This window comes from Pandoraea fibrosis (genome assembly GCF_000807775.2).
GTDB lineage: Bacteria > Pseudomonadota > Gammaproteobacteria > Burkholderiales > Burkholderiaceae > Pandoraea > Pandoraea fibrosis.
On record NZ_CP047385.1, the window covers coordinates 2,608,222 to 2,621,342 of the forward strand.

At 60.0% G+C, this 13,121-nt stretch carries 13 protein-coding genes and 1 pseudogene; 4 read left to right on the plus strand and 10 right to left on the minus strand.

The window, feature by feature from the left end; all coding sequences use genetic code 11:
- Positions 1–51: 51 nt before the first annotated feature.
- The 6 genes from PI93_RS11620 to PI93_RS11645 all read right to left on the minus strand — a co-directional run bounded on the left by PI93_RS11620 (position 52) and on the right by PI93_RS11645 (position 5,611).
- The gene (locus PI93_RS11620) at positions 52–663 is read right to left on the minus strand and encodes a site-specific integrase (protein ID WP_039368894.1); all 612 of its coding nucleotides are present in this window, start codon (positions 661–663) and stop codon (positions 52–54) included.
- Between the two features lie 169 nt (positions 664–832).
- Positions 833–1,282 (minus strand): DoxX family protein, encoded by a 450-nt coding sequence (locus PI93_RS11625; RefSeq protein ID WP_052240578.1) that lies wholly within the window; start codon positions 1,280–1,282, stop codon positions 833–835.
- Between the two features lie 74 nt (positions 1,283–1,356).
- Positions 1,357–2,406 carry a porin gene (locus PI93_RS11630; protein ID WP_039368892.1) on the minus strand — a complete coding sequence of 350 codons (1,050 nt, stop codon included), beginning with the start codon at positions 2,404–2,406 and terminating at the stop codon, positions 1,357–1,359.
- 101 nt (positions 2,407–2,507) lie between these two features.
- Entirely contained in the window at positions 2,508–3,725 is a 1,218-nt protein-coding gene (locus PI93_RS11635) for an MFS transporter (protein WP_039368889.1), read from the minus strand.
- Positions 3,726–3,827: 102 nt separating this feature from the next.
- The gene (locus PI93_RS11640; RefSeq protein ID WP_039368886.1) at positions 3,828–4,817 is read right to left on the minus strand and encodes a fumarylacetoacetate hydrolase family protein; all 990 of its coding nucleotides are present in this window, start codon (positions 4,815–4,817) and stop codon (positions 3,828–3,830) included.
- Positions 4,814–5,611 carry a cyclase family protein gene (locus PI93_RS11645; protein WP_039368883.1) on the minus strand — a complete coding sequence of 266 codons (798 nt, stop codon included), beginning with the start codon at positions 5,609–5,611 and terminating at the stop codon, positions 4,814–4,816. Before PI93_RS11645 ends, PI93_RS11640 begins: the two co-directional genes overlap by 4 nt.
- A 141-nt stretch (positions 5,612–5,752) precedes the next feature.
- On the opposite strand from PI93_RS11645, the gene PI93_RS11650 reads away from it, so the two are divergent.
- The gene (locus PI93_RS11650) at positions 5,753–6,421 is read left to right on the plus strand and encodes a GntR family transcriptional regulator (protein ID WP_039368880.1); all 669 of its coding nucleotides are present in this window, start codon (positions 5,753–5,755) and stop codon (positions 6,419–6,421) included.
- A gap of 155 nt (positions 6,422–6,576) precedes the next feature.
- Here PI93_RS11650 and PI93_RS11655 read toward each other — a convergent pair whose 3' ends face one another.
- Positions 6,577–7,008 (minus strand): MarR family winged helix-turn-helix transcriptional regulator, encoded by a 432-nt coding sequence (locus tag PI93_RS11655; protein WP_039369066.1) that lies wholly within the window; start codon positions 7,006–7,008, stop codon positions 6,577–6,579.
- A 489-nt stretch (positions 7,009–7,497) separates the two neighbouring features.
- On the opposite strand from PI93_RS11655, the gene PI93_RS11660 reads away from it, so the two are divergent.
- Complete coding sequence (locus tag PI93_RS11660; RefSeq protein ID WP_052240576.1) at positions 7,498–8,877, plus strand: MFS transporter; 1,380 nt, start codon at positions 7,498–7,500, stop codon at positions 8,875–8,877.
- Between the two features lie 11 nt (positions 8,878–8,888).
- A complete protein-coding gene (locus tag PI93_RS11665; protein WP_039368874.1) occupies positions 8,889–9,458 on the plus strand; it encodes an isochorismatase family protein in 570 nt (189 codons plus the stop codon).
- A 32-nt stretch (positions 9,459–9,490) separates the two neighbouring features.
- On the opposite strand, the pseudogene PI93_RS11670 reads toward PI93_RS11665, so the two are convergent.
- A pseudogene (locus tag PI93_RS11670) lies at positions 9,491–9,703 on the minus strand (IS3 family transposase); the annotation flags it as partial.
- A gap of 165 nt (positions 9,704–9,868) precedes the next feature.
- Here PI93_RS11670 and PI93_RS11675 point away from each other — a divergent pair.
- Positions 9,869–10,702 (plus strand): FCD domain-containing protein, encoded by an 834-nt coding sequence (locus PI93_RS11675; RefSeq protein WP_080759122.1) that lies wholly within the window; start codon positions 9,869–9,871, stop codon positions 10,700–10,702.
- An 85-nt stretch (positions 10,703–10,787) separates the two neighbouring features.
- Here the strand turns inward: PI93_RS11675 and PI93_RS11680 are convergent, their stop codons facing one another.
- Both PI93_RS11680 and PI93_RS11685 read right to left on the minus strand, forming a co-directional pair.
- On the minus strand, positions 10,788–11,969 hold the full coding sequence (locus PI93_RS11680; RefSeq protein ID WP_052240575.1) for a porin: 1,182 nt from the start codon (positions 11,967–11,969) through the stop codon (positions 10,788–10,790).
- A gap of 104 nt (positions 11,970–12,073) precedes the next feature.
- Complete coding sequence (locus PI93_RS11685) at positions 12,074–13,006, minus strand: alpha/beta hydrolase (RefSeq protein ID WP_052240574.1); 933 nt, start codon at positions 13,004–13,006, stop codon at positions 12,074–12,076.
- Positions 13,007–13,121: the final 115 nt, after the last annotated feature.

The following is a 13,121-nucleotide window of genomic DNA, read 5'->3' on the forward strand; positions in this document are numbered from 1 at the left end:
ATATTCCGTCTAACGGCGTCTAATATCCAGTACACGTACAGTACTGCGATTTCATCCAGCCTTCGGCATATTCATGCGCACAACGCTCGTCAGTGTCAGGCGCGGCTTCAAATAAATTTCAGTCGTCTTGATATCCGAGTGGGCCGCCGCGATGCGGAGCTGCTCCATCGTGTACCCGGCGCGTTCGGCGTCCGTTAGTGCCTTGGCTCGAATGCCCTTGATCGTGTAGACGACGTTTCCAAGTCCGGCGCGTTCGCAAGCCCTATCCCAAGCGCTCCGAACCGCCGTGGCACCGTAAGGCTCGCCGCTCCGAATTTCCCTGCCGCCTTTCTCCTTTGCCAATGCATTTCTGATGGTAATAAAGTGCCCATCGGGGATGTACACATCCCACGCTTTCGGCTTCTTCAGCTTCACTTCTCGGCACGAATTTACCGACATGTGCCGCTTGATGAGGCACCAGGAGAAGAGGCCAGACAGGAACGCTCGCACTACACGTTGCATCTGCAGCTTTCCGTTCCAGTTGCTCGTCAGGAATTCGACCACGTAAGCAGGGTCGGCCTGATCAACGTCGACATCACGGAAAGAGGATTTGATGTATTCGGCGTAGTGCGGCCAAGCCTTCTCCTTGTGCTTCCTTTTATGCAGGTCGACATAATCATCCACGAGGCCCGGAATGTTTCCGGCCCCGGTAGCTGACTCCGCTTTTCGATGATGAGGCGCTCTAGTTTGAACCAGCAATAGCTCCCGTGATTCATATAGACGCGGCTTGGCAGCCCGTCGCAACTGAGCCGCGAGTACCGGAGAACGTTCGACGTGCCGTCGGGTCCGCACGCTATTCAGGTGCGGCAAGTGCAGTCGATCGCGAGCGCGTCCGCTCTGCCCGCGCTCGCATAACGCTCCACTTTCCGTCACCCAGTAGCGCCAGCACGACCAGTGCAACGATCCAGAGCGCGAGAAATTCCCATCCACCACCCTTGCTCGTGAAGAGCCAGCCGTTTTTGCCATGCACCATCACAATTGCACCAAGCAAGTCGGCGATGAGCGGGATCGCGACGAGGCTCACGCGATAACCGACGAGCAACGCTACGCCCCCGGCAACTTCGAGAGCAAGCACCGAATACGCCAACGCAGGCGGTAGCCCCAGCGAACCGAAGAAGCTGACGGTGCCGGGGAGCGTGAAAACGAGAATCTTGAGAAACGCGTGGGCGAGAAACAGCACGCCGAGCGCGACACGCAACAGCAACGCTGCCACATGAACGGAAGGTTGGGAGTTCAATTTCATTATCCTGAGTCGTAGGTCAAAAATTCGGCATCCAGTCACCGCACAGGCGGCTCGCCGTTTGCCGCAGCCATCTGTCAAAAGGCGACGCGCAAGCCAACGCCCAGCGCGTCGCCGCCGGACTGTCCGGAGAGTTGATCGTTGAGATATGCGGCATAGATATCGGTGCGTTTGGACAGCGAATAGTCATAGCCGATGGCCCACGAACGCCGGATGGCACCGCTGCCCGGGCCTCCGCTCTTCGAGTACGCATACGATGCGAGCACTTCACCCGGACCCAGCGGCACAGAGACGCCAGCTTGCCCCGTGTTGACCGAATAGCTGCCGCCGGCGAGCGTGTCGCCCACGTGCTGATACTGCGCAAACGCTTTCACAAAGCCAAAGTTGTAAGACAGCGCGAGTTGGGCCGCGTACTGACTCGTGAGACCAGGCGCGCCGCGCAGCGCGCTGCCAATGTCGCCCGGCGTCGCGCTGAAGTTTGTGTATTGATAGACCGCGCTCACCGACAGCGGCCCGTGCATCAGCAACTGTGCACTCCACTTCTTCGCACCGTTCTGCCCCGGCGTATTGCCGAGCGAGTACATCGCTTTGCCCACCACGTCGTAAAACGAAGGGGAGACGTATTGCACAGCGCTGTTCCAGCCGGTATCGCCAATCACGCCTTGGCCGCCCTGACCGAGATACGTATGGAGGACCATCGGCGAGAAGACGAAGGAGTCCTTGAACGGGTTGAACATGATCGTCGACAGAAACAGGTTGCTGCTCTGACGCCCGATCGTGAGCCGGCCATACGGCGATTCGACGCCGACATAGGCATTGCGGGAAAAGAAGACGTCGCCGGGGTAGCGGCCAATCGTGCCGTTTTGCGGCTGAAAGAAGCTCTCCAGCGCGAAGACGGCTTTCATGCCGTCACCAAGGTCTTCACTGCCTTTCATGCCCCAGTACGACGTCGACATACCGCCGCTTTGCACGACGCCGGCGCGCATGCCACCGATGGCGCGTTGCGTACCGCCCCAAAGATCGACTTGTCCATACAAATTCAGATTCGATTGCGCAAGGGCCGGTGTGCCGATGAGCGCGCAAGGGAGAGCGGCGAGCGAGATCGCGCGCAGATACCGTGACTTCATGATCATCTCCAGAGAATTTTTTTAGTTGTACTAATTTATTAATGCGTACTACCGGAATTCGCGAGACCTCCTTGCCTATCGAGTGATGGGTTCCTGGTGAGTTACAGAGCGCCGGACTGTTGCATCGCGGAGGTGGAGGCCGTTCGATGCGGTACCGGAGCAATCAGACCGAAGGCGGTGAAGACGATGGAAACTGCGCCGAGGAACTGCCATCCCAACCCAAAGCCGTAGTGGCTGACGATGAAGCCGAAGCCGAGCGGTACGAGAAATCCACCGACGGCGGCAATGGAGAGCATCAGACCGGATGCGGCGGGCACGTCGGGCAGCGCGATGCTGTCGCGATACATCGCCGGCAGGCTGAACCATGGTGTCAGACCGATCATCGTAACGAGTCCGATCGCGAGCGCCGCGAAGTGCATTTCGTCGGCGGAGAACAACGGCAACGCGATCATCACCAGGCCGCTGAGCACGAACGCGCCGCAGATCAGAGCGCGAATTTTCCCGAAGCGGTCGGTGATCCAGCCGCCGAATAGCGCCGCAGGAATGCCGCTGAGCAATAGAATCGCGCTGATGCGCCCCCCTTCGGCGGGCGTGAGACGCAGGGCATGTTCGACGTAGATCGGCAGAAACTGCGCGGTGGTGAAGAACGCACCATACGAGCCAATGATGCTGGCGCCCCAGAGCCACATCGGGCGGCTGACCAGCACGCGTTTGATGCTATCCAGACTCAGATGATGACCGGCGGTCGACGCGCCTTCGCTTGGCGGTTCCAGCGACGACACTGCGGCAACGACCAACACCGCCAGACCGACCAGACCGCTGGCGACAAATGCAACGCGCCAGCCGAAGGCACCGATCACGTAAGACCAGAGAAAGAGGCCGGTGGCCGCGCCGACGGCAAACGCCACGCCTGTGGTCATGCCAATGGCGAGGGACAGTTCGCGCTCGCGAAACCATGCGCTGACGAGTCCCACGGCCGCCCCTAGACAACATGCGCCGCCCGCTCCTGCCACGGCGCGCAGGGCGATGGCTGTCGCATAGCTATCGGTTGATGCGCTCGCCATCGTCCCCAGCGCTTCGATGGCAATGCCGACGAACAGTGCACGACGCATGCCGATGTGTGCGGAAAGCCAGCCGGCCGGAAGGTGGAACACGCCGTAGCCACCGACGAAAGCGGCGATTAGACCTGCGACCGCGGGAATCGACAACCCCCATTCACGGGCAATCGACGGAAATGCCGGGACGACGCAGAACCAGTTGAGCGTGAACTGAAACACGCAAAGACATAAAACCCAGAGGACTTTCCAGCGTTTGTCCATGAAGTGTCTCCAATTGTTGTTAGCTGTTTGATGCAAGTGAGCGCGCTGCCGTGCTGTAAGATCCTTCGCCCGGCAGAGCGGATGGTTCGCCGCTTTGATCGCTCAGTCCGTCGGGTGGAGCACGCGGTTGCGCAGTACGCCGATTTTCTCCACTTCGATCTCGATGTCGTCGCCGCTTTGAATCCACCGGTCGAGTTCGAGTCCACATCCATTCCCGACGGTGCCCGAGCCGAGGAATTCGCCGACGTGCAATGTCTCGTCACGAGAGACGTGTTCGATCATGATTTCGAAGCTATGGCGCATGTCGCGGGTCGAACCGCGCGACCACTCCTGACCGTTCACGCGGACGGCGATACTTAGGTCATATGGATCGGGGATCTCGTCGGCCGTGACAATCCACGGGCCCATGGCGTTACCGGTATCGAAGTCTTTCCCCTTTGCGGGGCCGAACGGGGCTTCCATCTCGTGCTCCTGAAGGTCACGCGCCGAAAAGTCGTTGAAGATCGTGAAACCGAAAATATGGTCGCGTGCCTGGCGCGCCGAGATATCGCGTCCGGACTTCCCGATGAACACGCCGAACTCCGCTTCGTAATCGAGCCGCACGGTTTTGCGCGGCCAGCGCACAACGTGGTCGGCGCCCACAACGTTGAAGCGATTGGCCTTGTAATAGATCGGCTGGTCGAAATAAACGCTCGGCAGCGCAATGTCCTGTGCGCGAGGGAGCGGCGTACCGAATTCGCCTTTGCGATGTGCGCGCAGCTTCGCCATCGCTGCGCCGGCCTGCTGCATATGCAAGTCGAAGGTCGAGAAGTCGCGAATTTGCTCCGGAACCGGCACCGGGGCCAAAAACCGAATGGTGGAGAACGGATGGACAAAGGGCTCGTCGCCGCTGACGGCTTGTTGGATGTCCGCTGCCCTGTCGAGTGCGACATCGCCAGCACGCATGAGCGCGAGCATATCGATGAAGGCCGGCAGCGGCTCGCCGCGCGTGGCCACATGCGCGGCCTGAAGATCGATGACCTGTTGCAGATCTGGCAACACGATGCCGATGACGGGTGTCTTGCCGGGGCGGGTGAATGTGGCGAGTTTCATGCGGTGGGTGCCTCGTCGAGAATGGCGACCGCGCGGGTGAAGCCTGCCGATGCGCCTTTGATCTTGTATGGGAAACAGCAGACCGTGAATCCGTGCGCAGGCAGCAAGTGCAGGTTGGTCAGTTTTTCAAGCTGTCCGTAACCGATGTCGCGTCCCGCCTTGTGGCCTTCCCAGATGATCGACGGATCACCCTCACGCAGAAATCGCGCTCGGGTATGGGAGAAGGGGGCGTCCCAACTCCAGCCATCGGTGCCGACTACCCGCACACCGCGCGAGAGCAGGTAAAGCGTGGCTTCGCGGCCCATGCCGCAGCCGGAGTCGATGTAGGCGGGCGTGCCGTAGGCCACCGCGGCGGCTGTGTTCACGAGCACGATGTCGCGAGGCTTGAGCGTGTGTTCGATGCGCGCGAGTTCCTGCGCAACGTCGTCTGCCGTGGCGACATAGCCGTCCGGGAAGCGGCGGAAGTCCAGCTTCACGCCCGGCGCCATACACCAGTCGAGGGGAATTTCGTCGATACCGATGGCTCGCTCGCCGCCATTCATCGTCGACGCGTAGTGCACAGGCGCGTCCATGTGGGTGCCGGCGTGCGTGTGCAACTTGATGTCCTCGACGGCCCAGCCTTCGCCGTCAGGCAACTGCTCGGGTGACAAGCCGGGAAACATCGATGCAATCTGCTGCGCGCCTTTGCGGTGATCGGTATAGGTGATCGTCGGGCGCAAACCCGGCGGATCGGCGGGGACGTCGTTCTCTAACGCGACCGACAAATCGATGAAGCGAAGGTGCTCTGTTTTCATGTAAGGCCTCCTGATGCCTGCATAGTGGTCGCCCGAGGCGTTCAATTCCATCGGTAAATACCATTATTATCGATAAAATAGGTTTTATTGACAAAAATGAAGTTGGCACCGCATCATGTCGTCATAACGACGATAGGAGTCATGAGTTCGACTATGGAAATTGCCGTCAAGGAGACATTGACCGAGGCGATTCTCGAGCGACTGGCGCAGGACATCGTGTCGGGCGCGCTCCCTCCGGAACAGAATCTGCGCATCGAACAGCTCAAGGAGCAGTATGGTGTGGGCGCGTCGCCGCTGCGCGAGGCGCTGACCAAGCTGACCTCGCTGGGCTTCGTCACGAATGAAACGCGACGCGGGTTTCGCGTGGCGCCATTGACCAAGAAAGATCTCGACGATCTGACGCGCGTGCGTCAGTTAATCGAGACAGAAGCTTTGCGCGAGGCGATGGCCGTCGCAGGAGCGAACTGGGAGATGGAGATTGCGGGGGCGTTTGCGAAGCTGTCGCTGGCCGTCACGCGTCAGCGCGATAGTGCGGGTGAGGCCCAGCGCATGATCGAGCAGGCGCACAAGGACTTCCATGTCGCGCTGTTGGGAGCGTGCACATCGCCGCGTCTGATGGAGCTCCAGTCGACGTTATACGATCAGGCGAGCCGCTATCGGCATGTGATTCTTGCAGGCGCGCACGAGCTGGACGGCTTCGTCGAGTGTCACGAAGCACTGATGCGACTGACGCTTGCCGGTGACGCCGACGTTGCTGCACAGGCGTTGCGCGACCATCTGGCGACGACGTCGCAAGACGTCTACGGTTGATCGGGCTATCCGATGGCGACCCAGGGGCGCGTGTCAGGCAACGTTATGTGTCCGACGAACATACGATGCAGATCGGCCGAGCGATGAAATGAGTTGAGTCGATGAGATCGAATCGGTTTGATTCCTTCGCTGGATAGCATGGGTGCGTCAGGATGTTACGAATTGCTTAGCCGCCGAATTAATTCGATGGCGGCGAGCAGTGTTTTCTGTTCGGATGGCGTGAATTGGGAGAACGCAGTGCTTAGCCACTCCTGTTTTGCGAGACGGACCTGACGGCGAGTTTCTCTCCCTTCCTCTGTCAGTGCGAACAGGACTTGCCGACCGTCACTTGGGTGCGGCTGTCTAGCGATGAGACCCTCGACTTCCATCGTGCTGAGCGTGGTGCCCATCGACTGGGGTTTGACTGCCTCCGCTCTGGCAAGATCTGCGGTTGTCATCGGCCCCGACTCCTCAAGACGGGCCATCACGGCAACCTGTGACCATGAAAGCTCACGCGTGTTCGTCATTGCGCGAAGTCGACGCAAAAGTTGGCCTGTGGCTGTCAGGAGGTCGGCAACAGAGGTTTCGAGATCGGTGGTGGATTTCATGTAGGAGACTTTAAACGGTAGCCAGCAACTTGAAAGCTTGGCTTGCAATTTTGCCTAATTTTCTCCTCGCTTGTGCACGAAGACGCGCTTGACCGGCGCTTCATTCCCTTCCTCCACGTCCAACCTGCTTGATCACGGTCAGAATCAGTCGGTGGTAACGCCTGCCGCATGAGCACCGGGGCTCGAACTCGGGCGCTCCCAGGACGCCTACGATCAATATCCCTCCCACTTCGAAGAATCCGACGCGCTCGCATACATTCTCCGTGCAGCGTGCTATCTGTCGGGCATCGATGTCTTCATCCGAAAATATTAGAAGATAAACTTGCAAGTTATTCTTCCGATATTCTATACTTCCCCTCACCGCGAGCGTGCGGGTGTTGACTTGGCGGGGCGCTCCCTGGAGCCAAAGCACACTGACAGCGCCGATCAAACCGATTCGACGTCGAACAATGCGCATGAGGCACGTCATGCGCCTGCCCGGAGAAAACGATGCAGGTCAAACAGGAGGCCAGTTTTGGCTATCGCCTCATCGCACCAATCGCGTTGGGCTCCATGCTCAACCCAATCAACTCCACGATGATTGCGACGGCGCTTGTCCCGATTGCCCGAGATTTTCAGGCGAACGTGGCGCAGACGGGCTGGCTGATTGCCGCGCTTTATCTTACGAGTGCCATTGCACAGCCAACAATGGGCCGCCTTGCGGACAGGTTCGGTCCGCGCCGCGTCTATCTCATATGCCTAATGTTGGTCGCCATCGCAGGCCTTCTCGGTGCGGTGATGTCCTCGCTCACGGGGCTCGTTTGTGTGCGAGTGCTGCTCGGCATTGGCACGTCCGGCGCCTACCCGGCCGCCATGCGCATCTTCCGCGTTCAGGCGGACAGACTTCGCGGCGAACCACCCCGGTCGGCAATGGGACTCCTTTCAATGGGGGGGACGGCCACTCTCGCCATCGGCCCATTCCTGGGGGGAGTGCTCACGTCCACCTTTGGATGGCATGCAATCTTTCTCGTCAATGCGCCATTCGCCCTCGCCATCATTGCGCTGGTTCTGCTTTGGGTGCCGCGCGATGAGCAGGCGTCGCGTGACTCACGACACTTGCTCGATGACGTTGATGTGCTTGGAATCGCGATCTTTACGGCATTCCTGCTCAGCTTGATGACGTTCCTCCTGAAACTCGATCACCCGAACTGGTTTGCGCTGGTAGCCGCAGTTTTCTTTTGCGCGGGATTGGTGAAGCACTCTCTCAAGCGACGTCGACCGTTCATCGATGTGAGAATGCTCACGGCCAATCGTGCGCTACGGATGACGTATCTACGAGCAGGTGCCATGCTCATGATGGTCTACTGCATTCTTTACGGCTTCGCACAGTGGCTGGAGAGCGCCGCAGGATTCAGCGAGCAGCGGGCGGGCCTGATCACCATGCCGATGTCCATCGTCGCAGCGCTGACGTCCTTCGCCGGCACGCGTCCGGGGCGCGTCCGGACACCATTCCTAATCAGTATCGGTTCGGGCATCGTGGGTTGCCTGTGTTTGCTGATGATCGACAGTGCTACCGATGCATGGCTGATCGCCGTGGCCGTGATCGGTTTTGCGGCGCCACAAGGCATGTTTTCTACCGCGACTCAGACGGCGGTCTACATGCAAGCACGCACCGAAGATATCGGCACGGCCGCTGGTCTGCAACGCACGGCCCAATACCTCGGCGCTATCGCCGCAACAAGCCTGCTTGGCCTGACCTATGGACAGCATGCGACGGATCAAGGGCTTCACCGTCTCGCCCTGATCATGGGCGTGCTCGGTGCCGTGCTCCTGGTTTGGACGCTATCCGACCGGACATTACGTTACTCCGCGTCTCAGCAAACCCCATAAGGAACCGCGAAATGCCGCTCTCACAACTCGACGACATGGCCGCACTTGTGGTCATTGACATGCAGAAAGGCGTGGTTGGATTGCCACTGGTTCACCCGGTCGACGCTATCGTTGCCAATAACGCAAAGCTCGCACACGCGTTTCGTGCATGGAACCTTCCGGTGGTACTTGTTAACGTGGCGGGCGTCGCGCCGGGTCGCATCGATAACGCGCATCGTGGTCCGGCACGGCGCCACGACTTCGCCGAGTTAGTGCCCGAGTTAGGGGAGCATCCCGACGACCACACCGTTACCAAGTTGCAATGGGGGGCTTTTCACGGGACGTCTCTCGACACGTTCCTGCGCCGGCGCGGCGTGACGCAACTGATTCTGACGGGAATCGCCACAAGTATCGGTGTCGAGTCCACGGCACGTAATGCGCACGATCACGGTTACCACGTTGGCGTTGTGGTAGATGCCATGACCGATCTCGATCTGGCTGCTCATGTTCACAGCGTGGAGAAGATTTTCCCTCGGCTCGGTGAGACGACCACGACGGCTGAGGTTCTCAAGCAACTCTCGCGTCGCAAACCGGTCGGTTGAGCTTGTCAGCGGGGCCAGGTGCCTGCGCCTCAATTGAAGTCGTCGATCACGTTGAACAGCCGGATAGCGCGGCCATCAGCCAGTTGGTCGTGCACGAAATCCAGCGACCAACTTTCATTCAACGCTGACGGGACTGCCAAGGGCTCAGATCGCTCGCGCACCAATCGCTTGCGCGGCTTGGTGCGAAGGTTCAACGCCAACCGTCGGTATATTCGACACGCACGCGTATGGTTCCGCCCTGCGCCCAACTTTTCACGAAAAAGAGAAAACGACGTTCTCACCGGGAGTCCTATCGAGCGCTGACGACGGACCCGGCAGGGACATTGGACATTCATGGTAAATTTAGAAAATATTAGCTATTTTCGAAAATCTTTCGGTATTTCTATTGCTTATGGGGGCATGGAGGTCAGATGCGACCGAAAACTGAACAGGATGTCCGGCAAGTCGCTCACGCATCGGGACGCGATAACGCCGATGGGCATACGTTGTCGGAGCGCGCCTATTGGCTGATGCATCGCGATATTCTTGCAGGCGTGCTGGCGCCGAATGAGAAGTTGCGCTTACAGGGGCTGCAGGAGCGTTACGGTCTGGGCATGAGCCCGATCCGCGAAGCCCTGATGTTGCTGAGTCGTGAAGGGCTGGTTTCGAATGAGGGGCAGCGTGGCTTTCGCGTCACGCCGGTATCCGTCGAAGACTTGCAGGACATCGTCTGGGCGCGACTGAACATCGAGACCATTTTGCTGGGGCAGTCGATTCGTCATGGCGACGCGGACTGGGGCGCTGAAATTTCGGCGGCATTTTATAAGCTCACGCACGCCCCCGTACCGGCCTCGCTCGACGACATCGAAAATCTGGAAGCATGGGAAGCCGCGCACCGGCGCTTTCATCGCGCCTTACTCGCCGGCGCCAAATCCCCTTGGTTGCATCGCGTTGACGCGCAACTTGTCGACCTCACCGAACGCTATCGCCGCATTCGCCTGGCGCGCATGGGATTCACAGCCCGCACGGACAGCATCTTCACTGAGCACAAGGCGTTGATGGAAGCGGCGCTCGCGCGCGATGTCGACACTGCGTGTGAACTGATGCGCGAACATCTGACGGCAACCTTCGATGCGCAGACGTGGCTCGACGACGGATTGGCCGCCACTGACGACGTGCCCGCCGCCGCGCCGGCAAAGCGTGCTCCCCGGAATGTCGCGACACCTCGTGCGCGCCGTTCGACGAAGGCGCTGGAAAAGGCCTGATCGGTGGCGCGGCGTCCCCATTGACTACGGCAAGCGCTCGCGCACTTTGAAGCGCGAGCCAGTCGCGCTTCGCCCCCCTTGGACGTCAGAACCGATGGCGCATGCCCAGCCCGACGACGATTTGCGTCGGCGTCGACGACTGGGCATAGCCGCAAAGGATAGCGTTTGCGAACGGCGTACCGGTACCGCCGATGACGTGCTGATAGACAGCGTCGATATAGACGTCGGTGCGCTTCGAGAAGTAGTAGGCCGCCTGCAGATTGACCTGATGCCACTTCGGGCTTGCGCTCGTCGTGGCGCTTTCATAACGCCCCATCGTGAACGCATAGGAGCCGATCAGCGTGATGTTGGTCGCGGCGTTGTAGGTCACGTTCACGTCGAAGTTGTCCATGCGCAGGCTGGCGTCTCCCATGGGCTTGTAGCCGAAGAGATTGACCGACGAGCCATTGCTGACGAGCGTGCGCGTCCATGTGGCGCCGTAGGTGCCTTTCCCCCAGATGTAGCTTCCCCCGAAACCGAAGACCGATTGCTTGCCCGCGACGAACGTCGAGTCGCCGGAGTTGCTGCTGCCATCGACCGCGCCGCCGGCGTTTGCCCCCACGTTGTTGATGACAATGAATGCAGCGCCCAGACTCAGCGGGCCGTTATCGTAACCGACCCCTGCACTGTAAGCTCGGTTGGCCGTGGCCGTGGCCGCGCCTGCCTGATTCGAAAACGCATACATGGTGCGCATCGACAGACCGTTCCACGATGGGCTCGTGTACATCACCGAATTGTCGATGCGAAACGAGTTACCCATGTTGTCGTTATCGAAGGGATGTGCGAACGCCGTGCCGCCCGTGAAGCCCCCCGTATGGACGGCGAGATACCAGATGGTCGGATCGTATTGACGACCGAGCGTGAGCGAACCGAACTGATTGTCCTTCAGGCCGAGCCAGGCCTGGCGTCCGAATTCGCGCGCGCCTTGTCCCTGCTTGCCGTTGAACAGATTGAACCCGTTCTCCAACTGGAAGATGGCGCTGGTGCCGCCGCCGAGATCTTCCGTGCCTTTCATTCCCCAACGTGTGCCGTTGATCATGCCGTTTTGCGCCTGATAGCTGTGAGCGCCATTTTGGTTGGACACGTAGTTGAGGCTCGCATCGATACTGCCGTACAGCGTGACGTTCGACTGCGCGTGGACGACGGATGCGCCAAACGCAAGAGGAATCGCGAGCGATGAAAGGGATTGTCGGGAAAGGCGTCTGGCAAGACTAGAGCTGCGCATCATGATGACTCCGTAGGGCGTAGTGACGGCGCTGATGGGGCGCCTGTTGAAAATTCATGGGCAGGGCGTCGCTCGACGCATGGCGTTGGCTCGCGTCGAGCGCAGGTTCAGTCGATCGGTACGGTGCCGTGATGGGCGATGCTCGCGAGACGCCGATACCAGGCATGCGCGGGATCGGCCAGGCGTGTGTGTGTCTGGAAGTGATCCGCGCCCGACTCGACGAAGGTGGCGCACGGGGCTCCTTGTGCATTGAGCAAGCTGGCCATGCGCTGATTGGAAAGGGCGACGCGAGCGCTGTCGTGTTCGCCCCAACTGAGCACCATGGGCACGCGATTGCCACGTGTCCAGCACAGCGGGCTCATCAGTGCATCGTCGGTATCGGGGCCGAGCACCATCTCGTAGACGCGCGCTTCGAGCGACCCGGTCGCCGGCGCCGGATGATGCAGGTCGAAGATGCCGGAGATCGGCAAGCACCCGATGATGTCGGCAGGGTTCGCCCCCGCGAGCGCAAGCACGTCGGGCCGCAACGTGAGCAACGCCGCGAGATGGCCGCCTGCCGAATGACCGGAGAGCACAACGCGTCGAACGCGGCGAGTGCGATGCTGTGCGCCCGCAGCCCAGTCGGGCAGAGCATCCGGTAGTGCCGCGAGCAGGGCCGCGCCATCGAGGAGTGCGGCAGGCAGGGCGGCCGCAGGCGCCAGCCGATAGCTGGGCGCGACCAGCACGCAACCCGATGCCACGACGTTCGATGCCATGAACGTCACGTATTCCTTGTAGCCGTTCGTCCAGCCGCCACCGTGGAAAAACACCACGATGGGAGCGTCGTCCGGCATGCCCGGCGCGGAAAAAACATCGAAGCGGTGCAGCGGGTCGTCGCCATAGGCGAGGTTCCGGGCGACGCGCAGTCCTTCTGTCGGACGTTGCGCCCAGTCGAGCACGAGGGCTTCGTAGGCGAGGGCGGCGGCGCTCGGGAGTGGGATTTGCGGCGCCAGGCTCAATGAGCCAAACGACGCGATCTGCTGCGAAATTTGTGACTTCATACGGGTAGATCAGGGAAAGTACGGATAAGTACGGCTCGCCATTGAGCGGCCGTGATGCGTTCATATAATTAACGTACAAATTTATAAAATCAAACATTTTTTGTATTGACACGAG

Bases quoted from the DNA above. Each gene is read 5' to 3' on its own strand.
- PI93_RS11640 (WP_039368886.1), bottom strand. From the start codon at position 4,817: ATGAAACTCGCCACATTCACCCGCCCCGGCAAGACACCCGTCATCGGC.
- PI93_RS11680 (WP_052240575.1), bottom strand. From the start codon at position 11,969: ATGATGCGCAGCTCTAGTCTTGCCAGACGCCTTTCCCGACAATCCCTT.
- PI93_RS11645 (WP_039368883.1), bottom strand. From the start codon at position 5,611: ATGAAAACAGAGCACCTTCGCTTCATCGATTTGTCGGTCGCGTTAGAG.
- PI93_RS11675 (WP_080759122.1), top strand. From the start codon at position 9,869: ATGCGACCGAAAACTGAACAGGATGTCCGGCAAGTCGCTCACGCATCG.
- PI93_RS11660 (WP_052240576.1), top strand. From the start codon at position 7,498: ATGCAGGTCAAACAGGAGGCCAGTTTTGGCTATCGCCTCATCGCACCA.
- PI93_RS11625 (WP_052240578.1), bottom strand. From the start codon at position 1,282: ATGAAATTGAACTCCCAACCTTCCGTTCATGTGGCAGCGTTGCTGTTG.
- PI93_RS11655 (WP_039369066.1), bottom strand. From the start codon at position 7,008: ATGAAATCCACCACCGATCTCGAAACCTCTGTTGCCGACCTCCTGACA.
- PI93_RS11685 (WP_052240574.1), bottom strand. From the start codon at position 13,006: ATGAAGTCACAAATTTCGCAGCAGATCGCGTCGTTTGGCTCATTGAGC.
- PI93_RS11665 (WP_039368874.1), top strand. From the start codon at position 8,889: ATGCCGCTCTCACAACTCGACGACATGGCCGCACTTGTGGTCATTGAC.
- PI93_RS11650 (WP_039368880.1), top strand. From the start codon at position 5,753: ATGAGTTCGACTATGGAAATTGCCGTCAAGGAGACATTGACCGAGGCG.
- PI93_RS11635 (WP_039368889.1), bottom strand. From the start codon at position 3,725: ATGGACAAACGCTGGAAAGTCCTCTGGGTTTTATGTCTTTGCGTGTTT.
- PI93_RS11630 (WP_039368892.1), bottom strand. From the start codon at position 2,406: ATGAAGTCACGGTATCTGCGCGCGATCTCGCTCGCCGCTCTCCCTTGC.